The following is a 26,269-nucleotide window of genomic DNA, read 5'->3' as shown; positions in this document are numbered from 1 at the left end:
GTATAGAAACTAGCTAGATCATGCCGGCCGTAGTTCGGCATCGATCCTGCGGTCGACAAAGAGGCTATTGCCATGAATTTTCTTGGCCTGTTTTTTTGCGTCCGATGCTGCAATCGAAATCTGATGATGCGAGTAATGCAGGCTCGCCCTGGATTTCACTACGCCCAAGGACAAGCTGATCAAGGGATAGAACACCTTCTTGCCTTGCCGGTCTTCGCTAATATAACCTCCACGCTCGCGGTCTTCATTGCTGTAAAACTCCTGGATGGCGACAGCAAAGCTATGCAATATGCCCTGGCAGCGCGCTTCCCAGTCGGCACTCTGGAACAGGATGATAAAGTCATCGCCGCCGATATGGCCGATAAAGTCATACTGCGCATCACAATGTTTTTTCAGCACTTCGCTAGTCATCTGTATGATGTCGTCGCCGCGCCTGTAACCATATACGTCATTGAAAGGCTTGAAGTGGTCCAGATCGCAGTAGCAGGCACAAAACGAGGTATGGCTCTGCAATAGCTGGTCTATGTGTTCATTGATAGGCACATTGCCGGGCAGTTGCGTCAGCGGATTCGCATAGCGTGCCGCATTGATCTGCATTTGCGTAATTTCCCGCATCAGATCGGGTCCGGTACCCAGGCCCAGGTAGCGTCCCTGATCGGTGATGATGATGCCGTTGATCAGGTGATCCGGATTGGCTTCGACGATGATATGGCTGACATCCTGCATGCTGGTGTTCTTGTCCACGATGATGGGATGCGGGTCCATGAACACCTTGCAGGGTTTTCTGCCATACAGTTCGCGCTGATAGGGGCGGGCGAAACGATCGATCATGTGATAGCGATTGATCAGGCCTACCGGTATGCCGTTATCGACGACGGGGATGATTTGCAGCTTGGGGTCGCGCAGGAACAGGTCATCCACCTGGTTGTTCAGCATCGATGAATTGATCGTTGTCGGCGTTTTCAGGATTTTCTCTACCGTGACAGCCTGCTCAAAATTATTCGAGGTGCGGCGGTGGATGGCGTTCACGCTCAAGATCTTGGCAACTTCCGCCGACACCGCGCGGCCGGGATTAGGATGTGGCTTGGCGATATGGTAGCCTTGGCCGCAAGCCACACCCAGATCGCGTATCGCAATCAGCTCCGCCTGCGTCTCTATGCCCTCGGCCACTACCTTGGTACCGGATTTTTCTGCAATGCTTTGTATTGAACGGACGAACTGCATCTTCACAGGATCATGGTCTATGCCCTGGATGAAATGCATGTCGATCTTCACATAATCCGGCTTCAGTTCAGACCACAGGCGCAGGCTGGAAAAACCTTCACCCAGATCGTCGATCGCAATCTCAAAACCCATCTTACGGTAATGCATCACAGCTTCGCTGAGCAACGCATAATCGTGGGTAGGCTGGTATTCGGTCAGCTCGATGATCACCCGTGCCGGGTTGATGCCGATATCATGGATATAGTCCAGGGTCTCACCATGCTTGACATCACGCTGCAGCAGGCTCTCCGGGCTCACGTTCAAGAATAGCTTGCCAGGTAGCTCCAACGCAGCAAACTGCTCCAGCACGATACGCCGGCACAAATGCTCCACGGTGACGGTCAAATGATTTTCCGATGCAGCCTTGAACAAGTTGACAGGGGAGTGCAGCGGACTATCCGAGGGGCCTCGGATCAAACCTTCATACCCCAGTATTTCACCGGTATGCATCTGGATGATGGGCTGAAAGCGGGCGGTCAATAGCCTGTGACTGATGATGCGGTTCAGTTGCGCCAGCATCTTCTGGTCCCCATCCTGCACCTGTCTTGAGGCTGAAACAGCGGGAGTCGAAGGAAGTGCCGCTTCATAGGAAGCAAACTCTTCGGAATGGCTTGTCAACACAGCGCCCATGATATCAACCTTTAAAAGGGCGCAAGCAAAACGAAAGCCGCCGACAGCGCCATATGGAATAAGTCGCGCTCCGGCCCCGGCATGAACGGCGCATGCTAGGGACAGAATTTGCTCATATTGCCGAATAGTAATGCCGTTTTATTACCGCAGTGTGTCAACCTTGCTGTAGAGATATTCTTATAGCCACTGGGATCATCCATAAAAATTGAAGCAGGAATTACTTTGCGCTATGAAATGAAATAATTTTTTGCTATACTCTTTGGCTTCGCTGCTCGATGCATAATTGCAGTGGCGAAATTGATTTTTGCGGGAGAGGTGGCAGAGTGGTTGAATGTACCTGACTCGAAATCAGGCTTAGGAGCGATCCTAACGGGGGTTCGAATCCCCCCCTCTCCGCCAAAAAATCAAAGAAGAAAAATTAAAGCTCCGGATTCCGGAGCTTTTTTTATGCCGCTTGCCATATGAGCAGTGGCGATCGCTGCATCGCCAGCCTCACATCTCACGCTGATCAAATTTATTAATTGCCGGGCTTGCGAAAACGCAGGATGAACTGGTCGGTCTTGCCACGGATGCCCGTGTCAAAAACTGCATTGTCATGCGAGTCCGCCGGATTGCGCAGCAATTTTGATTCACCATCAAAAACAAAACCTGCCGCCGTCACTTCTTTTTTGACCAGTGCTTCATCAATGCGGTGCAGCTTTGCCATGCCGGCGTCATCCAACCCTGCGGCCCCCGCATGATCCAACACGACATAGACGCCGCCCGGCTTCAACGCATCAAACACTGCCTTGTTCAATTGGGCTGCGCCTTCGGCTCCTCCCCAGATATGAATGTCATGGTAGTTTTGTGAAGTCCATACCAGATCAGCCTTGGCCGGCACATTGAGTGTGGCGCCAACACCTGTCGCCTCGTGCACAATGCCGCGCCCGGCCTCACCCGAGACTGCAGGCGGAAGAGGGCGGCCCTTCATCTTGTCGATCAATACCTGAGGCGTAACAGCGTACACCGCTCCCTGCGGGCCTACTGCAGTGCTGAAAATGCGGGTGAAATAGCCTTTTCCCGGAAAGTAGTCGATTACGGTCTGACCGGATTTGACTTGTGCGAAGGCGATCATATCTGCCGGTTTGCGGTCCGCATCACGCGCCACATCCTCGGCCGGGCGACTGGTGTCGGCGGCAAGGGCAGCGGCGGGAGTATTATCTGCTGCATGGGCGGCGGCTACCGATATGAGCAGAGCACTCGCCACGCAAACAATACCAAGTGCATGGCCCTTGAGCCGGGTGGACAATAGTTTCATGTCAGGTCTCCAAAGTTTGTTGTAGCCAGATCATATCCCTCTGCAGAAAAGTTTGCTGGGCACACCATTTCGAAAGCCCTTTCGGCCCGCTAAATCCTTGTTGATTTGCGGCTTATGAGGCTCGACATCTTACCCCTGAAGGTTCTCGCTCCCCCCGCACTAAATTTGAGTTGCAGGAACCATCCCCAGTCTCGGTGTTCGCTTGATCAGTTTGGTGAAGATATTCTTCCACCACTGTTTCTTATGTTCGGTACCTAATCCAAATAACCATGAGCCCAAAAGCGCAAAAACTACCATTCCGACCACGCTATAAAAAGAATGCGGGTTGTGGTGAAATACAAAAAGGTAGAAGTCCATCAATGGGCGATGCGCCAAATAGAGTGCAAATGTGAATGATGCCAAATAGACGATTGCCTTGCGCAGCCAAGGTTTGTTCAGAAAGTCCAGTTCAGCATATTTGGCAGCAAACAGATTCGTCGTCATCACCGCTGCAATCATGTAATGCCCCAGAAAGTGTTGCGAATTATGCAGATGCTTTTCGGGATAGCCGCCTAGAATATTACTCATCCATTCGTCCGACATATCGTCGGCTCCCGTCAAGCGGATTGCGAATAATCCCAAAAATGACAAGGCAAACATAATACGCGCAGACATTTTTTTGACGGTGACGCGCTGATGCAATTCATAAAGCCCCACCCCGATTAACCAGATAGGCAAATAAATCAATATTGGAATACCGAGTGCCACCAGCAGGATGGCTGCCAAGGCCCATTTCTTCCAGCCGGACCAATACACCACAATGGCAAAGAGCACGTAATACCAAACCTCATAAGACAGCGACCAAAATGCGACATCCGTCAGCATGCCCTCATGGAAAGGCCCCACATCCGTCAAAAAGGCCAGGAAGAGGGGCATATACTTCCATAGCTGTAAATATTGATAAGCTGGCAAAGGCTTGTCAGTACCCAAGAAATAACAGATGCCATCCAGGAGCATGGTAAGGAGGATTGCAGGAATCGCCACCGAGTAAATGCGCGCCATGCGGCTAACCGCGTAGTCAGTTAGCGTAGTTTCCTTTTCTTTGGATACGAAGCGGATCACATATCCGGACAAAACAAAGAACACTACGACTGCAGCACCCGCCCACGCACCTTGATAAGGGATATTTCCCCCTGTGTACTCCTTAAACGTCATGTGAGCAGCCATGACGGTCAATGCCGCCAGAAAGCGGATGGCATCCAAGTATGTAGAAAAGGTATTGTTCACTACTGTCCCGAGAAACATTGAAATAAATATACTATCTCACAGTTTCCCAAGGTTATTTAATTCCACAATACAATTATTTAAATTTCTCTGTCGCATTTTGAGTTGAAAGCCTCTCAAAATTAAAACTCTGAACTTTCGAGGCCTTAAGCAATTCTTCAGCGAAGCAAAGAGTGTCTCTGCTTCGCGAGTGTTTCCTCTTTTCCGAGACAGGCTGTCAATCTGACTGGCTTAGATTCCTTGCTTCGTCGGCATAACGACGACCTGTTGCAAATTCACATGCTTGGGCAGGCCTGCCAAGAAGCCGACGACTTGCGCCACATCTTCAGGCTGCAGGAATTCTATCGTTTCCTTGGCATTGGCCAGCCAGTCTTTGGCGCCCTGGAAAGTGACGTGGCCTTGCAGCTCTGTCGCGACTATACCTGGCTCTATCATTGATACACGTACGTTCTTTGCACCGAGTTCAACACGCATATGCCGCGTCAGGTGGCTGACATAGGCTTTCGTCGCAGAGTACACGGCGAAATAAGGATAGATGTACTGGCCAGCAATGGAGGAGGTATTGATCAGATCCACAGTCGCACCCTCTGCTGCAGCTTGCGTCAGTTGCGGGATGAATGCATGGATCACACGCATCAGGCCGGTAACGTTCAAGTCGATCTGGCTATCCCATTCTTCCAGCTTACGCTCTTCAATCGCGCCCGGCAGCATGACACCGGCATTGTTGAACACCAGGTCGGCGCGGCCGAACGTTGTGACAACTTTGGCTGCTGCCTTATCCACGGATTCCTGATCGGTCACATCGACTTCGATCGCAATCGCCGTGCCGCCGGCTGCGCTAATTTCCTCAACCAACTGCGCCAGCTTGTCCTTGCGGCGAGCCAGTACGGCGACCTTGGCACCTTTTTGTGCCAGCAGCTTTGCGGAGGCGGCGCCTATGCCGCTGGAAGCACCGGTTACGACAGCAATACGACCAGCCAGAGGTTTGTCTTGTACTTGAGAAGCGTTGTTCATGATATTTCCTTCGAAAGTGATATTAAAAAAATAATTAAATGACAATGAGTGTTAATAAAATTCCGCAAAAAGTCCGAAATGTGGCTCCGGTTGGAGTCGTCCTGCAAGCTGCGTGTCTAGGATGGGATGAACTATAGGACAGCACAACTTCACCGAATAGTCCAAAAAATGGGTTTCATTCACAACTAATGGTTTATAGTCTCAGACATGCTTCGCAATTTTTGCGAGAGAAACAGGGGGCTGTATATGGATGAATTGCGCGCGATCACCGTGTTTGCAAAAGCGGCGGAACTGGCGAGCTTTCACAAAGTGGCGGTAGAGCAGGGCACTACGCCGCAATCGATCAGCAAAACCATACGGCAACTGGAATCCGAGCTGGGGGTGCGGCTATTCCACCGTACTACCCGCCAAAATAGCCTGACGGAAGACGGCAGACGCTTCCTGGAAGCAGTCAAGCCGAATCTGGACGGCATGCTGCGGGCATTGGCGCAGGCCAAGGCCTCCGCAAGTGACGATGAAGGCCTGATACGCATCAGTGCTGCCGGAGCGGTAGGTAAAAAAGTCTTGCTGCCAATGCTGGCGGACTTCCACGCATTGCATCCTAAGATTGAAATAGAACTGCTATTGGAAAATGACTTCACCGATATCGTTGCACAGCGCATTGATGTCGGATTCAGGGCTGGATCGGAACCGGTGGGGGATATGATCGTCAGGCGTCTTTTCGCGATACAGCAACTGGCCTGTGCTTCCCCTTCTTATCTGCAAAATCGCGGCACACCGGCGAGCATCGAGGACCTGGCCCAGCACGCCTGCATAGGATACCGGCAGCCAAGCACAGGGCGCCTGTTTCCGTGGGAGTTTTCCATCGACAATGAAATCAGCTATCGGGACATACATGCAGCTTTTTGCACCAATGATCCGGAAGCGGAACTCGGCGCCGTTACTGCAGGATTTGGCATAGGCTTGATCGACAGTATTAATTCCACCGCACCCATACGCGCCGGCCAGCTTATTCCTCTTTTATGTGAGTTCACCAGCGAACGGTTGGGCTTGTATATCTACTACAAGCAGCGAGTAGACATCCCCAGACGAGTGAGAAAGTTCATCGATTTTTCTATTGCGCATTTGCTCAACAGCAAGGAGTACAGTATTCCGACTGCGGAGTTGCGTCAGCTTCAGCGCACCGGCCTGGGTAGCTGATCTTCGTTTCAAAACGCGGATGTTCAAGTTCGTGCTAGGATAGTCCAAGCGTCAAAAATCAGGAGCTTGCATGCCACATGCCACAACATTTGAAGATGAATACACGCGCAAGGTCAGCGGTGAAAAATTCCAGTACAAGGCTGAATTCAGTTCCGGCGAGAATGCTGTGTGGAAAGCCTTTGTTTATCAGGAAGGTGATTTCAAGGGTGAAATTGGCGGTAGACTGGTCGACAATGCCGCAGTCGGCAATGATCTCCGAATGTATGTCATCTCTTATATAGAGACGATGATAGAAAAAGGGCTGGGCATAGAAGAGTAGCCGCATTGCAATACCGGGCGAACATCCGGAGCCTGCTTGCTTTGGTGAGCGCCCGCATTGTGAACATACTGACTTTCAGGAGTACGCATGAAAGCAAATAATGTCATCAGCATTATCGATTACAGAAATAATCGAGCTGCTAATACCCTGGAACGACAGCTTGAGCAACTCAAGGTGTGCGGCTACACCGAGCTTGCCTATTTTATCGAGTTGGGAAAAGTAAATCACCCATTGAATAAAATCTCTCATGTCCGCGAGGAGCCCTCATCCGGCCTCGCTACCGTGGGCAGATTATTCGACAATCCTAAAGGCAATAATAGTCTTTAAGCTTCGGCGTGTTTGCATCGACGATGCTGACTGGTGATACGCATCGACGATACTCATTGAAAATACTTACACACGCTTTCACTTTTTGTAAGAACTGTACAAGATAGCCACGGTCTGAATGGAACGAACGCAGTAATGTTCGCGCTCGATTGTTAACAGGAGGCTTTTATGAGTACATCATTTGAACGCAACAAAGACCAGCTCCGTGCAGATGCGCAAGTAAAAAATGGAGCCTTGAAAGACGCTGCTGAATCCCGTAAAACAGTACAAGACCCTGAACGCACCGACGCTCCTGCCGACCCTGGTTTTCAGTATGGAGATTGGATAGAAGGAAATGTCGGCTAGCTGACGCTACATCCGGACGAGCCCGGCAGACGAATAAGCGCCGCGGCAGTTTTTCCGCCTGGGAAAAGGCTGCGCTGGCGCCAAGGCTTTCTAGGAATATTCTACGGATGCTACCTTGGACTGTGGCTGGCGCGCCAGAAATGCAGGCCTGGACCGCAGCATCAATTCACTGCCATCATTGAACCTGACTACATACATCTCCTTGATGGGAGTCACGGTATTGGCATGCACTGGGTTGACATACACAATACTGCCTTCGTAGTCAGGTCCGCCCGAGACATTGGGCAAATTTTCCCTCGTTAATATAGGCAGAATGCCGGGTATTTCCTGGAACTCGGTATCCACTGCAATCATGTCGGTCGTGCCTATCATATGGATCAGGCTCTTCCCAATTTGTCGCCTATGGGAAACTTCTATGTATTTGATATTTTCCGCATTAACGAAAATATCGTGCGTGGATTCCAAAGTCGTTACAGCCTTGAAATTAATGTAAGACATAGTTACCTCCAATAGGGTTTTACCAGGATTTGCATTACCTTTGACGGCGCGGAACTTTTATTCACAAATATCATCAACAAGCTTTACTCTCAGGCAAACATTGCCTGGTGAGATAGCCTGTATGTTTCTTATGTGTACTTTATAGCCTAGGTCGGCGCCGTCTTATGTGCGGTAACGTACTTACCTGTTTTTGTAACGAAATATACATTCCCTTTGGCTTGCCGGAATTCATTATGCCTATCAGTACGATGCTTGAGCTTATTAAATCTTCGCCTGTTCCGCCTATTCACTATAGGGCAATGATCACCATATGATGAAAAAATATCACATCGCTTTTCTTTGCTGCGCGCTGGTATTTTGCGGCCTGGATTATTTGTGGCTGGAACATGTGGCCAAAGACTTTTACCGTTCCCAGCTGGGTGACTTATTGGGCCATGTGGATATGGCTGCTGCCGCACTGTTTTACCTGATTTATATTTTCGGGGTCGTCGTATTCAGCGTGCGCCCGGCACTCAAGAGCGGCAATTTCTTCAAGGCCATGGTATACGGGGCATTGCTTGGCATGGTTGCCTATGGCACCTATGACTTGAGCAATCTCGCAACCATCAAGGGCTGGTCCAGACAGTTGGCACTGGTGGATATCGTATGGGGTATGTTTGCCACGTCGATGGCGGCGACGACTGGATTCGTTGGGGCAAGCTGGTTTAAATGAACATCAAGTAGGCGCCAGAGGTAAACCAGCCAGCGTATCAGCAAAAATCCCGGCTGCCTGTCGCCAGGTTGCCAAGCAAGTGCGACATGTCGACCAACCGCTTGGCAACCAGATGCCGTACTTCAGCCTCGCATTGCCAGATGCCATAGACGCCGAGCAAGGGCGCATTCAGCACCTCGCGGCGCTGCTTTTCCAGCAAGGCCGCCCAGATGATCACGTTCACCGGGCCGGTCTCATCTTCTATCGTGATAAAGATAACGCCCTTGGCGGTACCCGGGCGCTGGCGCACCGTCACGATGCCGCAACCACGGGCGAATTGGCCATTTTGAAATGTGTTCAGCATCTCGGCCGGCAAGAAGCGTTTTTCCAGCAGGGAAGGGCGCAGCAGGGCAACCGGATGGCGATTCAGTGTCAAGCCCATGCTGCGGTAATCGCTGACAATTTCCTGTGCCTCAGACGGCGCATTCAGACGCGGCATTTGCTCCGATATCGTGGTTGGCCGCAGCAAATCCTTATCCGGCACCGCACCGACTGCATTCCACAGCGCTTCCCGCCTGTGACCCGCCAGCGCCTGCAGCGCATTCCCGGTAGCCAGCGCCTCCAGTTCTTGCCGTCCGAGTTGCGCCCTGCGCGCCAGGTCGGTCAGGTCGGTAAATGCCTGTATCGCCCTGGCGTCTCCTATGCGCTTGGCAGCCTCGGCCGACATGCCACGCAGTAAGGACATGCCCAGCCTCACTGCCGGCTGTGCCGTACCAGTGAAAGGATTCACCGCATCATCCGCTTCCAGTGAAGAGTCCCAATGACTGCTTGTGATATCAATCGGCAACACCTTGACCTGATGCCTCTTTGCATCCTGCACCAGTTGCGACGGCGAATAGAAACCCATGGGCTGCGAGTTCAATAAAGAGCACAGGAAAATCGCCGGTTCATGGCATTTGATCCAGCTGCTGATATACGCCAGCTTGGCAAAGCTGGCGGAATGGCTTTCGGGAAAACCATAATCACCGAAACCTTTCATCTGTTCGAAAATGGCTTTCGCAAACACCTCTTCATAGCCATTCTTGATCATGGTCTGGACTATCCTGCTTTCATAATGTTCCAGTCCGCCTTTCTTTTTCCACGCCGCCATGGACCGGCGCAGTTCATCCGCCTCGCCAGCCGTAAAGTCAGCGGCCAGCATCGCGATCTGCATGACCTGCTCCTGGAAAATCGGAATACCCAGGGTACGGTCCAATGCCTCCACCATTGCAGGATTTTTGTGTATCTCTATCTTCTCCTTGCCCTGGCGCCGCCGCAGATAAGGATGGACCATGCCCCCCTGTATCGGGCCCGGCCTGACTATCGCCACCTGTATCACCAGATCATAGAATTTCCGAGGCCGCAAGCGCGGCAGCATGCTCATCTGTGCCCGGGATTCAATCTGGAACACGCCTATAGTGTCCGCCTTACAGATCATGTCGTAGGTAACTGGATCTTCACGCGGGACTTCCTCCAATCTTTGGGGCTTGCCCGGAAACTGCGCCATCATATCCAGCGCCCGCCGCAAGGCCGACAGCATGCCCAGCGCCAGCACATCCACCTTCAGCAACTTCAGAGACTCCAGATCGTCCTTATCCCATTCAATCACATAGCGATTTTCCATCGCTGCATTTTCTATCGGCACCAAGCGCGACAACTTGTGCCGGGAAATCACAAAACCTCCACTATGCTGCGACAGATGGCGCGGAAAACGCACCAGCTGCGTGACCAGTCCCGCCCACAGCTCGGCCACGGGGGAGGCGGGGTCAAGCCCGCTCTCGGCAAAGCGGTCCAGCAAATCATTCTTGCTGTCAAACCAGCGTTGCGATTTAGCAACTGCATCGACGATCGCCAAATCAACGCCCAGCGCCTTGCCCACTTCGCGTAGCGCACCGCGCGGCCGATAGGTATGCACAGCCGCTGCCAGCGCTGCGCGGCTGCGGCCGTATTTTTGATAAATATAGGCGATCACTTCATCGCGACGCTGATGCTCAAAATCGACGTCGATATCCGGCGGCTCGCCACGCTCCTTGGACAAGAAGCGTGCGAACAGCAGGGTACTGCTATTTGGATCTACCTCGGTCACGCCCAAACAAAAGCAGACAACCGAATTGGCTGCTGAACCGCGTCCCTGGCAAAGAATGTCTTTGGAGCGGGCAAATTTCACCAGATCATAAACCGTCAAAAAAAAGGCCTCGTAGGCGAGATCATTAATCAGCGTCAATTCTTCCTCTATGCGCTTGATGATCTTGTCACCTGGATCGGTACCGAAACGCCATAGCATGCCTTTCTCCACTTCCTGCCGTAAATATCTGGCAGGCGTATAACCCGGTGGCACCAGTTCATCCGGATACTCGTAGCGCAATTCATCCAATGAAAATTCGCATTTCCCTGCGATTTTTACAGTTTCTGCCAATGCCTGTGCCGGATAAATATTGGCCAGCCGCACCCGCGAGCGCAGATGCTGCTCGGCATTGGGCGCCAGGCCATAGCCGCACTCGGCAATCGGCTTACCCAGCCGGATGGCGGTCAGCGTATCCTGCAGCGGCTTGCGCGAACGCTTGTGCATGCAGACATGGCCGGTTGCCACCACCGGCAAACGATAGTGGCTGGCAACCGCCGTTAGGCGGTCACGGTGCAGTCCATCCATGGTCTGGTACAGCAGGGTCAAGCCCATCCAGGCGCGCTCGGAAAAAACACTGGCTGTCCAGGCGGCCTGGGCTACCAGCGTATCGAGCGGCACTGCATAATCCGGCACCAGGATCAGCAGGCAATCCGGCAAACCGCGCAAATGCTCATAGCCCGCCGGCGGTGCTGCCAGATCATCCGGCGTCAGCAGATAATTTCCTTTAATGGTGCGGGAGCGCGCCAGTGTGATCAGCTCCGACAGATTGCCGTAGCCCTCCCGGTTCTGCGCAATCGCGATCAGCGTCAGGGGAGGAGTATCCACTGCGGCATCTGGAGCGGTCAATTTGAAATAAGTGCCTATCAATAATTTGAATTGCTTTTCCTCATCAGGTTCTGCCTGTTTTTCCACTGCTTTTTTCACCGCGACATGGGCGCGCACTACGCCTGCCAGTGAGCACTCATCCGTCACGGCCAGACCCGAATAGCCCAGCTCCACCGCGCGTTCGACCAGCTCCTCCGCATGCGATGCTCCGTGCAGGAAAGTGAAGTTAGACAGGCAAAACAATTCTGCATAAGCGGGCAGAACACTCGCTGCCAAGGGAATAGCCGCTGTCGTCATCCGAACACTCCCTGCACATACCAGACCGTATGCTCGCCCTCCAGCTTGCCTATGCGCTCCTTATAGATCCAGTAGTGCACATGGTCTTCGCCTTCTGCAATGTGATAGTCGCGGGTGACCAATTGGCCATTCCACCAGCCTGCCTCTATCCTTTCCGCAGGAGAAACCAGCTTCAGCCGTGAATGATAAAAAGGCCGGTGATCCCGTAGCATCAAGGCTATCGGCTTGGCAAACAACCATGCAGGGCGTACCAATTGGGCCGGCAAGCTAGCTGGCTTGCTCTTTTGCAGTACGGGCACCCAGGCATTGGCGACTTCAGGCCTATGGTCTGCCTGTGGCGCTGCATGCAGTACATTGTCGGCACCCAGCCTTGCCACCAGCAACTCCACCAGCCGGTGATGATCTTCTACCGAGCCGCCGGGCTCAGGAAAAAGCGAGTCGCTGGGTGCCTGCATTGCCTCCACCTGGCTGGCCTCCAGGCTGACTGCGATCACAGGGGCAGCCAAATCCAGATGCGCCAGCCGTTCTTTCAACAGGCGCAGCAGATGCTCCTCGCGCCATGTGGCCTCAGCCAGCGCAATCAGCATCGACGTGGGTGGAATGGCCTGGCGCCCACGCTCGTGCTCCAGTTGCACGGTGATTTTTGTTACCGCCAATTGCTTGGCCGTTAACCAGCCGGTCAGTTGCACCAGCAAGCTATGGGCAAACAGCAGAATGTGTTCTGCGTGCTCCATGCGGTCCGGCAATTCCGTCCTGGCACGAAAGCCCGGTGGCGCCTCTATCCAGCTGAATAGTTCATTCTCGTCGCCATAGGCGCAGTCCAGCGTTTGCAATAACTCTTTGCCGCAGCGGCGTTGCAGGCCCGGGCGAGGTAACTGGCGCAAGTGGCCCAGGCGCCGGCAGGCAATGCCATGCAGCCAGCCCAGCCAGGGTGAAGCCGCCGGCAGCAGGGCCAGCGGCAAGCGGTCCAGCATGGGCAGCAGGGTCTTCATCGACAGGCTGCGTTTGCGGCCGCGCCGCTTGCCCAGCGCCGCATTATGCGCCAGCAGCCATGCGCCCCTGGCGGTGATTGCGCAACCCATTTCCGCAGACAGGCCCAGTGCAAGCATGGTCTGGCTGATACGGCGGCACAGCGAGCGGATACCGCCAAACAAGCGCAGGCTGGCGCCGATATCGATCAGCACAGTGGCATCTTCCGCCTCCGCCACCTGTGGCGAATACTGCAATAGGGCCATCGCCACCTTGTGCAAGGCCTCTTGCTCGCGCGCAGTATCCCGCTGATGAAAAATCGCGTCCGGCAGCAGCATCTGTACACCGCCACGGCGCATGTCGGCCTGCACGCCCGCCGCGCGCGCAAGCGCAGACATCGCCGATACGCGATTCTGGTCCAGCACGACCTCTCCCTCGTCACTCAGCCAGCGCGGGCGAAATACTTCCAGCTGGAGTAAAGGCAGGTATAAGGCTATCCATAAGCGCATGATCGGAAAACTGCAGAAGAGGGGACAAGGAAAGAAATAGCGGTACATCGCGTGATGCTCCGCGTCGTTTGGTAAAGCAGATTTGCAGCCCCTGGTGGACAGGTTGCAGGCTCAGCCGCAAGGCCGCCGGCGACGGCTGATCCGCACAAGCCAGCGGCCTCACCATGAAAAACAGCGTTTCATTGCTTTGCGCAGCCAGATGCAGGCGGCGCAAAGCCTCATTACGGGTATGCTCCTGCCATAGCAATAAAGCACCGCAACTACCGGTGCGCAATATCTGTTCACTGGCCCAGAGCGCATCGCCGGGCTTTTTGCTACGTACCCATAAGAATTGCGAGGGGGACAGGCCAAATCCGGATAAGGCCAGGCTCTGCGGCTGATGCGGCGGCTGCACCAGCGCAATCCGGCGGCCGGCAAGCCTGGCCAGCGCCAGCCTCAGCAGGCTCAGTTCGGCAGCGCCATTTTGCTGTATCAGCAATTCAATCAATACCCCGGTAGGCCAGCCACCACCCGGTAACTCCCTGTCCAGTGAAGCATGGCCGCTGCCTACGCATACCGTAGAGCTGCGGGCCAGCTGCGAAGCCCGCCATAGCGACGGGTGAATAGCCTCGGCAGAGAGGATGGATGGCATATGCATGGGAGAATAGGGTGCGATACGAATACTGTATATATGTACAGTATATGCCGATATTCACCAAATTTCCATACTTGTCAGTCTGCAAATTGACTTGCAACTGCAGGCATCAAGTTTTGGCCGCAGCTTTACAAAACTTTACCTGGCGTACATGCCCCAGAAAACCTGCCTGCCTATAGTGACACCATGCAAGCGAATTCCTCGCTATGCAATAGTTTGAGAGGATATGGTATGAACGAGCATCATCAGGCAAACACAGCAACTACATCCAAACCTGCGCGTTCCGGCCGCCGCTGGATCATGGCAGCCGCCATCGCCGGTGTGGTCGGCGTATTGTCCGTCACGGGCATCAGCTATGCGCAGGAAGGAATGGATGGAGGCCACCATCACCATGGCTGGGGCAGGCATGGCGAGGTAACGCCGGAAAACATGTCCAAGCATGTCGATGCGATGGTCAATCGCATCTTGAAAGACGGCACCCCGGAACAAAAAACCAAGGTGGCGGATATCGCCAAGGCAGCCTTCAAGGATATATATCCATTGAGGCAGCAGCATAAGGCCGACCGCCAGCAGGCCGTGAAGTTGCTGACCCAGCCCAAGGTGGACCGCGTCGCGCTGGAACAGGTGCGTGCCGATGAGTTGCGCCTGGCAGACCAGGTTTCCCGCCGCATCACACAAGCACTGGCAGATGCGGCAGAAGTGCTGACGCCGGAGCAAAGGCTCAAGCTCGCCGAGCATATGAAGAAAAGAATGGGCTGAAAATTAGCGGCTACGGCCGCTATGATTTCCTGCAAGACTGGGATATCTTAGCGCAACACATCCATATATAACCGCCCAACGCCATAACGAATGAATCAAAGACTGTTAATGATAGAAGACGACCAGCGCCTGGCAGGCATGGTCGTCACTTACCTTGGGCAAAACGGCTTCGATGTACAGCATGCGGCAAGCGCGCGCGAGGGCCTGGATAAATTGAAAGACAGCCCGGTCTCCGGGGCCTTCTCCATCATCCTGCTGGATTTGATGCTGCCGGATGCCGATGGGCTGGATGTCTGCAAGCAAATACGCTCGCAAGGCGGTGCTATTGCCAATACGCCGGTCATCATGCTGACCGCGAGGGGAGAGCCGATGGACAAGGTGGTCGGCCTAGAACTCGGCGCGGACGACTATCTGGCCAAGCCTTTCGAACCGAGGGAGCTACTGGCGCGCCTGCGCGCCTTGTTGCGCCGGCAACAGGCTACCGCCATCGCCTCCAGCAGCGCGGCACGGGTCTTGCGCTTTGGACGCCTGGAGATCAATCTGGATGCGCGCACCGTCAAGCTGGACGGGCAGGACAGGCCGCTCACTGCCTATCAGTTCAACCTGCTGGCAGCGATGGCCGAGCGGGCAGGACATGTATTATCGCGCGAACAATTGCTGGATGCACTGAAGGGCGAAGCCCTGGATGCCTTTGACCGATCCATTGATGTGCATATAGGGCGCTTGCGCACAGTGATAGAGGACGACCCCAAGCAGCCCAAGCGCATCATCACGGTGCGCGGTGCCGGCTACGTGTTTGCCAAAGTACAGGATGCCTAGCGTGAAAAAACCCTGGACGCAAAGACTGTATGTACGCATCTACCTGGCCATGCTGGCCAGCCTGGCCATCACCGCGCTGCTATTCGGCATCGTGACCCATATCCGTTCTGACCCGGAGCAATTTGCCTCGGGCCTGGAAACTTTTGGCGAGATTGCTTCTGATGTCCTGCCTCCCGCCACGGCACCGCAAGACATGCAGCAAGCTGCGCTGAACCGCTGGCGCGCCAAGGTAAGGGCCGATCTCGCCTTGTATTCGGCCGATGGCCAAAAGATAGCCTCGGTAGGGCGGCCTTTGCCTCCTCGCGAACCGGAACAATCCAGCAGCGGCTGGCAGCCCAGCCACCCCACCGTATTTGCATTGAAGTTGCCCGATGAACGCTGGCTGCTGGCCAGACGCATCAAGCCGCCGCACAAGCCGCCACTGGGCTTGATCGGCTTGCTGGCGCTGATCGCACTGATCATGGCAGTCGGCTCCTATCCTATCGTCCGGCGCCTGACACGCCGGCTGGAACGCCTGCAAAACAGTGTCGACACCTGGGGCAGTGGCCAGCTATCTACCCGGGTGGCAGTCGAAGGCGATGACGAGGTAGCACGTCTGGCGGTCAGCTTTAACCAGTCTGCGGCCAGGATAGAGACCTTGTTGCATGCGCAGAAATCCTTGCTGGCCAATGCTTCGCATGAATTGCGCTCTCCGTTGGCGCGCATCAAGCTCGCCGTCGAATTGATGCAAAGTCAGCCTAAAGATGAAATGCAGCAGGAACTCAGCCGCAATATCAGCGAACTGGATCAACTGATAGACGAAATCCTGCTGACCAGCCGGCTGGATGCCGTACAAGGCGGGCAAGACAAGCGTGAACAGGTAGATCTGACCGCAATGCTGGCAGAAGAGTGCGCCAGGGTAAATGCGCAATTGGACACGGAACTCGTTACGATCAATGCAGATGCCAAACTGATCCGGCGCATGCTGCGTAACCTGCTGGAAAATGCCAAACGCTACGGCGGCAATACGCAGATTGACGTATCGCTGAACAAGCCGGTCAATGGCTTTATCCAGCTGGACATCTGCGATCGCGGCCCCGGCGTGCCGGAAGCGGAGAGGGAACGTATCTTCGAGCCTTTCTACCGTGTGCCCGGAGCACGGGAGAGCGAAGGCGGCGTAGGTCTGGGATTGAGCCTGGTCCGCCAGATCGCAGCCAGGCATGGGGGCAAGGTCGATTGCCTCGACAGGCCGGGCGGCGGGAGTTGCTTCCGGGTTAGCCTGCCGGCCGAAGTCGCGCACTGAATTTCTCATATGCATAGCCGATTATTTTATTTTTTAATCGGCGAATGACGGCATACACTGGTTTGCATGAGGGAACTTTCAGTGGAGGCCGTACATCGATGGATACCCTGGACTGTATTACCGCCGTCTTGACGGCGCTTGCTGTCATCGCCGCACTCATCCATCCGATTGGCGGCGGCAGTGACGACAAGGAATAGCCATTTTTGGCTTTGTTTTGTGGACTTAAAAGCGACAAATATAAAATACTGATTGCTTATACAGTGTTTTATGTTAAAGTACGTTTCATGGACTGCAGTGGAGAAGGAAAACCATGAGTCAGTCACATGTTTCTGTATTTATTCGCTACTCATCAGGGCAATTCCACAGACAGGGAGATTTACCATGGCACAACTCAACAGTTCCTTCGAATCAGGCTTCAGCTTGCAATGCGCACCGACATCATTTTTGATGCGTTTCGGCCGCCGCGAGCTATTCGTTTGCCGTGATTTCCGCCAGCGCTATTATCAAGTCAATCCCTTGCTTGACTGCTCCACCGGCATACAAGCCGGCCATCTGGAAGTGCTGCTGTTCCGCAAATGGCTGGTGATACTGTCCAAAGCACGTTAATTCATCCATGCTCGTGCTCAGCTGCGGCTGCGTCGCCTGCGCACTTTCTGCATACAATTTCTGGTAGGCTAGGCATTCCTTCGGCATGGCTGCACCTGGCTATAACGAGGCAGGCATAAAGCCTGATTCATCTTGTTTCAGCGCAACGGTGAGAAAATGAAGCTGTCTTTTGCACACTTTCCAGTACTAAGCACAGAGCGCCTGGTATTACGGCGAGTGGAAGACAAGGACGTCCAGCAAATATACAGGTTGCGTTCCGATCCGGTAAGCAATGCTTATATAGGCAGGGTCGCGCCGGCAAACGAAGAAGAGGCGGCGGCACATATCCGCATGGTCAACGAAAATGCCAGCAAAGATCAAAGCATCTATTGGGTCATCAGCCTGCAACAGGACCCCACCTTGATCGGGACGATCTGCTTCTGGAATTTTGACCTTGAGCATGCCACGATAGAAATAGGCTATGAAATGCTGGCTGAATTCCAGGGCAAGGGTTTAATGGCCGAAGCGATAAAAAGAGTCATCGCGTATGGCTTTGATGAGATGAAAGCCAGAATCATCCTGGCTTACCCTTCAGCGGATAATGAACGCTCTGTCGCGGTATTAAAAAATACCGGGTTCAAGCTTGATCCCCGGCACTACGCCAATATCCACGATGATGTTAATAATCTGGTGACGTATTCGCAGACACGGCAATAAGGCCATCTGTAATGACCGGCAATCCAGGCATTTTCCAGGACTCCCGAAGCGCATGCCAAGCTTAGCGGTGATGGTGCATGCGCCCACCGCCGGGATCACGCAAGGGATCAGGGCCGTTTTCCATCTTGCGCACGATGTCCGACTTGTCAAAATAGACGGTCATAAAAGAATCCCAGACGCCGCCTTCCTTAAATCCATAAGACCATGCCTGCAAATCTGTCCGCGGATAATAGTCTTTTTCATGCGGCTGGCCGACTATGCGGAGTACCGCCTCTTTATTGGATTCGCCGACCTTGATCTCGGCAAATTTTTGCATCGTCAATACCTGCTCATAAGAAACCAGCTTGCCGTCCGCATCTATGCGGGCCATGTGCGTGGCCTGTGACATGCGTCCGCGCTGATATTCCAGCAAATGCTGACTGCCATCCTGGTATACAGTAGTAGGAGCACCAAGCTCAGCGCGAACCTGTGCCTCAGGTTCACCCGGCTGTACCTTGCCTACGCCCCAGCCGGCACAAGCCGACAGGCTGGCCAACATCAATACCGACAGCAAAGGCCTGCCTGCGGCCTTTAAAATTTGTTTCATTGTTTCCTCCTGGCAGTGATGCCAAACTTCATTTCATTATCTATCTTTTGTCATTGGATTGCAGGCGAGGGAAATTTATCCGGGCTTGCCGGGTTAATTTTCACCTGACTACTTATATCGCAGTGCTGACGGCGCCGACATAACCATCCGGTAAAAGCAGGGATGTCGGCTGGCATTGCGCCAGTGCGCGGGATAGGTCAGCGCTCCATTCGGTAATGGCTAGGCCTAGGCATTTCAAGCCGGCTTCATGCGCTGTCCAGGCCTGGGCAAACGCATGCGCCTGACGGGATGCAGGCTGGCGACCCAGGTTTTCCGCAGCTTCAGCCCCAAGGTAAAGCTGCGCCACCGGCTCCCAATCAAGCGACTCATCAACTCGCATAATATCCACGCCGACAGCGCCGGTAGCGCATATTGCCGCCAATGACAAACCGGGTTCATGACTAAGCGACAGGCCAAACCTGTAGCCGGGAATATCCGCCCGCAAGGCCTGGCCGGGGCTTGAGAAAAACTGCACCTGATGCAAATCGAGCTGGCATGAGAGCGCGAGGATTTCAGCCAGGCTTTGCCGTATGGTTTGCCTGGCGGCCTGCCGCTCCGCATGCTTGCTTGTCCCAGGCGCATCCGAGATAGCCGTTTCAGCAGAAACAACCACGAGCCCATGCTGCTTCAGCGCAGCGGCAGCCGCATGCCGCGCCGCAGGCTGGGCATAAACAGGAATGACGTCCATGCAGGCTACGCCGTTTAGCGTGTTGCTGCTGCCGGACAGCCGCGCCAGCTGGAGCCTGCAGGGATATACTCGCCCTTCATCACCAGCGTCAACGGCCCCAGCCGCGCTCTATCGGCAACAACGGCGCTATACAGTACCGAACTGCGTGCCCCCATATAGACTCGCTCGCCTATGCTGACGTGATCGATTTTCATGACCCGATCTTCAAACAAATGGGTCTGAGGGCAGGCCAGGGCGTTGATTTCACTGTAGTCGCCTATGCTGACGCAATCGAACTCGGTGATGTCGGTAGTATCCATATACACGCCGCGGCCTATCCGAGAACCCAGCAGATTGAAGGCCAGCGGCAGCCACGGCGTGCCGCGCAGATAACGCATGAAATTGGGAATCGCTATACCCTCATACAAATTGGTGATGCCCTCGGACAGCCAGACAAACGGCGTCCACATAGGAACGCTGCTCTTGCGGTAACGGCCTATCAGCAGCCATTTCAAGGCCATCACAAAACCGAAGCTGCCTATGCCATACAGCAAACCAGCGACAACCAGGTAATACACGACTTCTCCCCAGCGATCTTCGCCCGCCAGCGGCATCAGGTTCAATACGATGGTGTAGCCGACTGCAATCACCATCGCATGCGGCGCCACAATGCGGTAAGCCTCGATCAGGCCACGTCCCAGGCGGCGGAAAGGCGAGGGATCGAAAGTCAGGTGCTCAGGAAAACCGGCTACCTCTTCGCGGGCAGGCAAGTGAATAGGTGGAGAACCCAGCCAGGTGTCGCCATTCTTCATCTGCGCATTGTCCGGCGCGCTGGAATGCACGCCTATCAAGACGTTTTCAGGAACAATTGTGCCGTCCGGGATATACGCGCCATTACCGATAAAGCTGCGGCGCGAAATCACGGTAGGCTGCATCGTCATCCAGCCGCCATCTATCTGTTCATCTCCCAGCAGGACGGCATCGGCGATAAAGGTATCCTCACCCAGGGTCAGCATGTCCGGCACTACGCCCAATGCCGTCGAAATCTCAGCCCCTTTGCCCACCTTCGCACCCAGCAGCCGATACCAGAATGGTGCATAGACGGTTGCATACACACCGTGCAGCACGTTCAGGCTGGACTCCTGGATCTGGTTGACCAGCCATTTGCCGCAGTAGGTATTGCTATGTACCTTGTAACTGCCGGCCTTCAGCTTGGGCAAAATACTCCAGCGTATACCCGCGGACAGCAAAGCAGTGCAAACGATCAGTACGGCCGTAGCAGGGAAGGCCAGGATGAAATACTTCAGTAATTGGAAAGAGATATTGGTGCTTTGCATCCAGGGGAAGCGGTCGATATTATCAAACCAGTCGATCAGGATAAAACTAGGAAACACCGGCATGAAAAACAGCGCGGTAATCAGGAAAGCGCCAAACACAAAGAATACCGCCTCGCAGGCAGAACGCAGGTGGCTGACCGACGGCCGTGGCGGATAAGCTGAGGCATCATAAGGACCGACATCGCGCGCAGGCGAGCCACGCCAGATGCGGCCGGCCGGAACCGCCTGCCCCTCACTCAGGGCAGATTGACCTTCCAGGTGGCCGGCATCGCCTATCGCCACATCACCTTCCAGCACCGAGTAAGAGCCGACATACGCCTCATTACCCAGCGTGATACGGCCTAATATCAGTTCGCCGCGCTCTACGCGCGCATTCTCAAAGTTGCTGGCATTACCTATGCTGACGCCATCGCCTATGGTCAGCAAATCGGCGGCGCGCAAGGTCATGGAGCCGACAATGACGTCATTCCCGACTTTAGCGCCCAGCGACCTCAGCCACCATGCATACAGTGATGAGCCGCTCAGCATATAGGTAGGCGCGGCTTCCACCAGCCTGTCCACGAACCACCAGCGGAAATAGGTCAAACCCCATAACGGATAGCGCCCCGGCTTGAGACGACCCACGACCAGCCACTTGCTGACAATCGCGATGCCGAACTCCGCTATCGTCAGCAACAGGAAGACACCAACGGATAATAGCGAGGCCCTGATGATGGAATCATCCGGATCGCCAGTAAAAAAGTGATAGGCAAAAAAGGGCGCCAGCCACTGCACCATGCGCATCGCGACCAGCCACGGAATAACGACGGCTTGCGCAGCACCGCATACCCAACGCTTCCAGGAGGGCGGAGGAGTCCAGTCCACTTCGGCATCGGCAGAAACCACTTGGGTTTCCATCAATACTTCAGCAATCCGCCCGATATGGCGGTTCTGGTAAATATCGCTGATCTTGAAGTAGGCAAAACGTGCATCCGTCCTCAGTGAGGACACCAGGCGCGCGGCGAACAGCGAGTGCCCGCCCAGATCGGCAAAAAAATCAGCATCCCGGCGTATCGGCTGGCCCGGAAACAGCTTGCCCAGCGCGGCAAACAGCACTTCTTCAGCCGGCGTACGCGGCACATCCGATTCAGCGGATTCGGCTGAGGCTTCCAGCGCCTTTTCCTTCAACAGCTTGCGGTCTATTTTGCCGGATGTCAGCCGCGGCATTTCTGCCAAGCTTTCATAGCGCGCCGGCACCATATACGGAGGCAGCACCTCCGCCAGCGCAGAGCGCAATTTTTTTGCAGCGATACCAGACTCGCTGTCCGACACGATAAAGGCGATCAACTGGTCAATGCCTTGTTCCTGCCGCAATATGACGGCAACAGTGCCAACTCCCGGCTGCTTGGCCAATACAGCCTCAATCTCGCCCAACTCTACCCGGAAACCGCGTATCTTTACCTGATCGTCTGCGCGGCCCAGGCATAAGACCTGGCCGTTCTCGTCAATGCGCGCCAGATCCCCGGTACGGTACAGGCGTTGGTCGGTTTGCTGCTCGCTCCATGGATTAGGCAGAAACTTTTCAGCAGTCAGTTCAGGACGGCCCAGATAGCCGGCTGCGATGCCGGGCCCGGTAATGCACAGCTCGCCAATCTCACCGCGCGGCAGCAGGCGCAAGCCGTTTTCCATCGCGGTATCGATGACAAACAGTCCGTAATTGGGCAAAGGCCGGCCTATCGTCACCGGCTCGCCCGCATGCAGTTCCGCCAGACTAGCGGATACTGTCGCCTCCGTCGGGCCATAAGTATTGAAGATCTGCCGTCCTGCTTTTACCCAGCGCTCAACCAGCGCCTCCGGGCACATCTCGCCGCCGAGGTTGATGATGCGCAGGCTCGCGACATCCTGGTTAAACAGGGCCAGCAGGGTAGGCACCGCATGCAATACGCTGATATTGTGTTCCGCCAGAGCGCGCGGCAGCGCATCCGGATCAACGGCAACCTCCTTGGGAGCAATCCACAGCGTCGCACCAACAAGGTAGCTGATCCAGATTTCTTCAAATGACATGTCGAAGGCGACCGAGAACCCCTGATAAACACGGTCAGACGCACGCACGCCCAGCACCGCGTTTTCACTGCGTAAAAAGTGGCAGATGCTGCCTTGGGTGATCGCGATGCCTTTGGGCTTGCCGGTCGAGCCTGATGTATAGATGACATACGCAGGGTCAGACGGCGAGGTGCCTTGGCGCCTTAACAAAGCCCGATCAGAAGCAGCAGGAGAGGGTATCGATTCAGCAGTCCATACCCTGGTAGCCAGCGTTTTTAGCGATGGTGCAAACAATTCACTGCTGACTATGCCGTATGCCTGCGCGTCCTCCAGGCAAACTGCTACCCGATCTACCGGCGTATCGGCATCAAAGGGCAGCCACGCCGCGCCGGTTTTGGCAATACCTGCCTGCATGATCAGCAGCTCTATTCCGCGCGGCAGCCACAGACCCACTATCTGGCCCGGACGGAGGCCAGCCTGTATCAGGTAAGAAGCAACCTGGTCGGCTCGCTCATTCAGTTGCCGGTAGCTGAGACGGCTTTCGCCAAAAATGAGGGCGATCGCATCCGGAGACCGCTGTGCGGTCGCTTCCAGCAAGTCGGCGAGGATTTCATTATTGATGAGATCGGGCCGGTTTGGCCCGTACAGGATATTGGGAGCAATAGCGGGATGACTACCAGGCTTGCCAATGTCATTGTCGGTGCTGTCAACACCGTTATTTTGATCTTCAGTGGACCACGTATAGGTCATAAAACAGGGGGCTGCGAAAAACACTAATGGTAGCACCCGCAACCGGTAACAGGCGTGATTTCTTTGTTATTTTATGTACGCACAGCAACAATAAAAAAGCCTGGGCATACTAGATGCCCAGGCCCGGAAAGCTAGCCCAACCTGTGATCAAATACCAGCAGGACTTAAAACACGCTCTCAGCGATATTCTGTTGCTCTATCACAGCACGCAGCGTGTTATGTGCAGGTTTTTGTTCCGGCTTGCCGGCAAACTCGCATTCGCTGCTGCCATTCAAAAACTCTGCATCACGGCCGCTGAACAATGGGCAGCGTGGGAATAGCTCTGCCACCCAATCTACAAAGGCGCGTACCTTCGGCGACAGATGCCGGTTAGCCAGATACACGACCGAAATAGGCATCGGGGCAGGGGTCCACTGCGGCAATACTTCACGCAGGGCGCCGGATTGCAGGTGCGGCATCAGCATGAAGCGCGGCGCCTGGATCAAGCCAAACCCCTTTACCGCACAATTGATATAGGCTTCCGAGTCATTGACCGAGATTTTACCGTTGACCTTGACTTCGACAGTTTTCCCGTCAACGACAAAATCCCAGTCCAGATTGCGCCCGGTGCGGCTGGAAAAGTAATGCACAACCTTATGATCTTGCAGATCGTCGATGGTTTGCGGCTCGCCATGCTGATCCAGATAGAGGGGCGCAGCACAGGTAACGCTCTGGAAAGTACCGATACGCCGCGCAACCATGCTGGAATCCTGCAGCTCACCCACGCGTATCACACAATCCACCGCTTCCTGAACCATGTCCACCATGCGGTCGCCCATGCCCATCACCAGTTCGATGTCTGGATATCGCTCATAAAATTCGCAGATCTGCGGCAGCAATATCAGCCGGCCTATCGACGCAGGAACGTCGATGCGCAAGCGCCCCTTGGGACCGCGGGCAACATTCTGGAAAGAAGTTTCCGTCTCATCGACATCGGCCAGGATGCGTACGCAACGCTCATAATAAGCCGCGCCATCCGGCGTCAGGCTAAGCCGGCGGGTAGTGCGGTTCAGCAAGCGCACCTGCAACAGGCTTTCCAGACTCTGTATTGTCGTGGTCACCGTCGTGCGCGGCAAGCCCAGGCTATCTGCTGCCCGGGTAAAACTATTGGAATCCACCACCCTGGTGAATACCTGCATTGCTTGAAAACGATCCATTGCTGGCTCTCCCTGAAAACACCTGGCAACTGCAAAAACACTCTTTACGGCTGTTTTAGACGTTTGCGTCCTTTTTAACTGACCGAAGTATAAATGGAATTTGACCGGCGATTAGTCGTCCTGGCCGAATAGTCATGTTCGATTATAGAGGTTTATCCAGAAACGTGTCCGACCTACCATTCGTTCCAATCTCAATCAATGGAGCGGTATTTCCGCGACGACATGGTAGACGCAACAACACCCATTGCCTCAAAAGCAAGTAAAAAGACCGGAAAAGCGCCTGTTTCACCTTTGCTGATCGACAACTTTGTCATTCCCGGCCCCATAGGCTCGATACCGATGCGCCTGTATCGGCCTATCGGCACTGAAATATTGCCTGTCGTGCTGTATTTTCACGGCGGCGGATTTATCAGCGGCTCTTTAAATGACGCCGATGTGCCTGCCGAATTCATCTCAAGAAATAGCAACGTACTGGTTTTATCGGTGGGTTATTCGCTGGCGCCGGCCAAACCCTTTCCGGCGGCCCCGGAAGATGCATACGCTGCCTTGGCCTGGGTGGGCAAGAATGCCGGCAAAATCCAGGCTAACCCTCATCGCCTGGCCGTTGCCGGTGATGATGCGGGCGGCAACCTGGCCACCTGCCTGACTCTGATCGCACGCGATCGCAATGCGCCTCCCATCCTGGCCCAGGCCCTGATCGGTCCTATGCTGGACCCCAGCATGACACGGCTGGGTGATGCAAAACGCCTGGATTCCGACCTCACCGCCCAGGAGTGCGCGAATTGCTACCGCCAGTACCTGCCAATGTCGCTGCAGCGTCTGCACCCTTACGCAGCACCACTGGAATCACGCCGCCTGGGTGGCTTGCCGCCGGCCTTTATCGCCACTGCCGAACATGATGTGCTGCATATAGAAGCAGAAAAATATGCCGCAGCGCTGATCAATGTCGGTGTACCGACCCAGGTTGCGCGCTTCTGCGGCGTCAAGCACGCCTCCTTGCGTGAACACATCCCTACCTTGAAAGACATAGCCGAGTTCCTGCGGCGGCACTTGCAGCCGCCCGCAGAGTTGGCGGCTGTATAGGATCAAGCATCAAAAATAGTCCAGAAAACCAGAAAAGGAGTTTCCATGAATAGATCTGTCGCGCAAAAGAATGTGAGAGCAAGAAGCGAAGTTCGGCATCCGATGCGATCCACTATCTTCCCGCTATCCGCTTTCAGGCAATAACGAACAACAATAATTTTCAGTCTCTTTATCTTGAATCC

The 26,269-nt window shown here is 54.5% G+C and carries 24 protein-coding genes and 1 tRNA gene; 13 read left to right on the top strand and 12 right to left on the bottom strand.

The window, feature by feature from the left end; genetic code table 11:
* Window positions 1–18 precede the first annotated feature (18 nt).
* The gene (locus IEW12_RS00700) at window positions 19–1,782 is read right to left on the bottom strand and encodes a GGDEF domain-containing protein (RefSeq protein WP_188565569.1); all 1,764 of its coding nucleotides are present in this window, start codon (window positions 1,780–1,782) and stop codon (window positions 19–21) included.
* A 420-nt stretch (window positions 1,783–2,202) separates the two neighbouring features.
* Between IEW12_RS00700 and IEW12_RS00695 the strand changes: the two genes are divergently transcribed.
* Window positions 2,203–2,292 (top strand) — tRNA-Ser (locus IEW12_RS00695).
* A 118-nt stretch (window positions 2,293–2,410) separates the two neighbouring features.
* Here IEW12_RS00695 and IEW12_RS00690 read toward each other — a convergent pair.
* From IEW12_RS00690 to IEW12_RS00680, 3 genes are all read right to left on the bottom strand, one after another.
* Window positions 2,411–3,190, bottom strand: coding sequence for a class I SAM-dependent methyltransferase (locus IEW12_RS00690; RefSeq protein WP_188564086.1), 780 nt, complete (start codon window positions 3,188–3,190; stop codon window positions 2,411–2,413).
* A gap of 159 nt (window positions 3,191–3,349) precedes the next feature.
* Window positions 3,350–4,456 (bottom strand): acyltransferase family protein, encoded by a 1,107-nt coding sequence (locus tag IEW12_RS00685; RefSeq protein ID WP_188564085.1) that lies wholly within the window; start codon window positions 4,454–4,456, stop codon window positions 3,350–3,352.
* Between the two features lie 228 nt (window positions 4,457–4,684).
* Window positions 4,685–5,467, bottom strand: coding sequence for an SDR family oxidoreductase (locus tag IEW12_RS00680; RefSeq protein ID WP_188564084.1), 783 nt, complete (start codon window positions 5,465–5,467; stop codon window positions 4,685–4,687).
* A 246-nt stretch (window positions 5,468–5,713) separates the two neighbouring features.
* On the opposite strand from IEW12_RS00680, the gene IEW12_RS00675 reads away from it, so the two are divergent.
* The 4 genes from IEW12_RS00675 (at window position 5,714) to IEW12_RS00660 (ending at window position 7,658) form a co-directional block, all read left to right on the top strand.
* Complete coding sequence (locus tag IEW12_RS00675) at window positions 5,714–6,667, top strand: LysR family transcriptional regulator (RefSeq protein WP_188564083.1); 954 nt, start codon at window positions 5,714–5,716, stop codon at window positions 6,665–6,667.
* Between the two features lie 70 nt (window positions 6,668–6,737).
* On the top strand, window positions 6,738–6,986 hold the full coding sequence (locus tag IEW12_RS00670; RefSeq protein WP_188564082.1) for a hypothetical protein: 249 nt from the start codon (window positions 6,738–6,740) through the stop codon (window positions 6,984–6,986).
* A gap of 87 nt (window positions 6,987–7,073) precedes the next feature.
* Entirely contained in the window at window positions 7,074–7,313 is a 240-nt protein-coding gene (locus tag IEW12_RS00665) for a hypothetical protein (RefSeq protein WP_188564081.1), read from the top strand.
* A gap of 168 nt (window positions 7,314–7,481) precedes the next feature.
* On the top strand, window positions 7,482–7,658 hold the full coding sequence (locus IEW12_RS00660) for a hypothetical protein (RefSeq protein WP_188564080.1): 177 nt from the start codon (window positions 7,482–7,484) through the stop codon (window positions 7,656–7,658).
* Window positions 7,659–7,748: 90 nt separating this feature from the next.
* Here the strand turns inward: IEW12_RS00660 and IEW12_RS00655 are convergent, their stop codons facing one another.
* The gene (locus tag IEW12_RS00655) at window positions 7,749–8,156 is read right to left on the bottom strand and encodes a hypothetical protein (protein WP_188564079.1); all 408 of its coding nucleotides are present in this window, start codon (window positions 8,154–8,156) and stop codon (window positions 7,749–7,751) included.
* Window positions 8,157–8,466: 310 nt separating this feature from the next.
* Between IEW12_RS00655 and IEW12_RS00650 the strand changes: the two genes are divergently transcribed.
* Window positions 8,467–8,868, top strand: a complete 402-nt coding sequence (locus tag IEW12_RS00650; protein ID WP_229750840.1) for a DUF2177 family protein — start codon at window positions 8,467–8,469, stop codon at window positions 8,866–8,868.
* 37 nt (window positions 8,869–8,905) lie between these two features.
* On the opposite strand, the gene IEW12_RS00645 is transcribed toward IEW12_RS00650, so the two are convergent.
* From IEW12_RS00645 to imuA, 3 genes are read right to left on the bottom strand one after another with little or no spacing between them, the layout of a single operon-like run.
* Window positions 8,906–12,133, bottom strand: coding sequence for an error-prone DNA polymerase (locus tag IEW12_RS00645; protein WP_188564078.1), 3,228 nt, complete (start codon window positions 12,131–12,133; stop codon window positions 8,906–8,908).
* Window positions 12,130–13,611: a Y-family DNA polymerase gene (locus IEW12_RS00640; RefSeq protein WP_188564077.1), complete on the bottom strand. Its 1,482-nt coding sequence runs from the start codon at window positions 13,609–13,611 to the stop codon at window positions 12,130–12,132. Before IEW12_RS00640 ends, IEW12_RS00645 begins: the two co-directional genes overlap by 4 nt.
* A complete protein-coding gene (gene imuA / locus IEW12_RS00635; RefSeq protein WP_188564076.1) occupies window positions 13,541–14,248 on the bottom strand; it encodes a translesion DNA synthesis-associated protein ImuA in 708 nt (235 codons plus the stop codon). The genes IEW12_RS00640 and imuA overlap by 71 nt, the downstream gene beginning before the upstream one ends.
* Window positions 14,249–14,476: 228 nt before the next feature.
* Here imuA and IEW12_RS00630 point away from each other — a divergent pair, with 228 nt between their 5' ends.
* The 6 genes from IEW12_RS00630 to IEW12_RS00605 all read left to right on the top strand — a co-directional run bounded on the left by IEW12_RS00630 (window position 14,477) and on the right by IEW12_RS00605 (window position 18,407).
* Window positions 14,477–15,004, top strand: coding sequence for a Spy/CpxP family protein refolding chaperone (locus IEW12_RS00630; RefSeq protein WP_188564075.1), 528 nt, complete (start codon window positions 14,477–14,479; stop codon window positions 15,002–15,004).
* 90 nt (window positions 15,005–15,094) lie between these two features.
* Window positions 15,095–15,823 carry a response regulator gene (locus tag IEW12_RS00625; RefSeq protein ID WP_188564074.1) on the top strand — a complete coding sequence of 243 codons (729 nt, stop codon included), beginning with the start codon at window positions 15,095–15,097 and terminating at the stop codon, window positions 15,821–15,823.
* Between the two features lies 1 nt (window position 15,824).
* Entirely contained in the window at window positions 15,825–17,105 is a 1,281-nt protein-coding gene (locus IEW12_RS00620; protein ID WP_229750839.1) for a HAMP domain-containing sensor histidine kinase, read from the top strand.
* Window positions 17,106–17,149: 44 nt separating this feature from the next.
* On the top strand, window positions 17,150–17,302 hold the full coding sequence (locus IEW12_RS00615; RefSeq protein ID WP_188564073.1) for a hypothetical protein: 153 nt from the start codon (window positions 17,150–17,152) through the stop codon (window positions 17,300–17,302).
* A gap of 184 nt (window positions 17,303–17,486) precedes the next feature.
* Window positions 17,487–17,711 (top strand): hypothetical protein, encoded by a 225-nt coding sequence (locus tag IEW12_RS00610; protein ID WP_188564072.1) that lies wholly within the window; start codon window positions 17,487–17,489, stop codon window positions 17,709–17,711.
* 156 nt (window positions 17,712–17,867) lie between these two features.
* Window positions 17,868–18,407, top strand: a complete 540-nt coding sequence (locus IEW12_RS00605) for a GNAT family N-acetyltransferase (RefSeq protein WP_188564071.1) — start codon at window positions 17,868–17,870, stop codon at window positions 18,405–18,407.
* Between the two features lie 61 nt (window positions 18,408–18,468).
* Here the strand turns inward: IEW12_RS00605 and IEW12_RS00600 are convergent, their stop codons facing one another.
* From IEW12_RS00600 to IEW12_RS00585, 4 genes are all read right to left on the bottom strand, one after another.
* Window positions 18,469–18,993 carry a hypothetical protein gene (locus tag IEW12_RS00600; protein ID WP_188564070.1) on the bottom strand — a complete coding sequence of 175 codons (525 nt, stop codon included), beginning with the start codon at window positions 18,991–18,993 and terminating at the stop codon, window positions 18,469–18,471.
* Between the two features lie 112 nt (window positions 18,994–19,105).
* Window positions 19,106–19,720 (bottom strand): 4'-phosphopantetheinyl transferase family protein, encoded by a 615-nt coding sequence (locus tag IEW12_RS00595; RefSeq protein ID WP_188564069.1) that lies wholly within the window; start codon window positions 19,718–19,720, stop codon window positions 19,106–19,108.
* A gap of 14 nt (window positions 19,721–19,734) precedes the next feature.
* On the bottom strand, window positions 19,735–23,808 hold the full coding sequence (locus IEW12_RS00590) for a Pls/PosA family non-ribosomal peptide synthetase (RefSeq protein ID WP_188564068.1): 4,074 nt from the start codon (window positions 23,806–23,808) through the stop codon (window positions 19,735–19,737).
* 164 nt (window positions 23,809–23,972) lie between these two features.
* The gene (locus tag IEW12_RS00585) at window positions 23,973–25,004 is read right to left on the bottom strand and encodes a LysR family transcriptional regulator (RefSeq protein ID WP_188564067.1); all 1,032 of its coding nucleotides are present in this window, start codon (window positions 25,002–25,004) and stop codon (window positions 23,973–23,975) included.
* 222 nt (window positions 25,005–25,226) lie between these two features.
* Here IEW12_RS00585 and IEW12_RS00580 point away from each other — a divergent pair, with 222 nt between their 5' ends.
* Window positions 25,227–26,087, top strand: a complete 861-nt coding sequence (locus IEW12_RS00580) for an alpha/beta hydrolase (RefSeq protein ID WP_188564066.1) — start codon at window positions 25,227–25,229, stop codon at window positions 26,085–26,087.
* The last annotated feature ends 182 nt before the right edge of the window (window positions 26,088–26,269 follow it).

The sequence above is a fragment of the Parundibacterium terreum genome (assembly GCF_014636315.1).
GTDB lineage: Bacteria > Pseudomonadota > Gammaproteobacteria > Burkholderiales > Burkholderiaceae_D > Undibacterium > Undibacterium terreum.
Note: the sequence above shows the minus strand (reverse complement) of the source record. Positions and strands in the feature narration are given on the sequence as shown.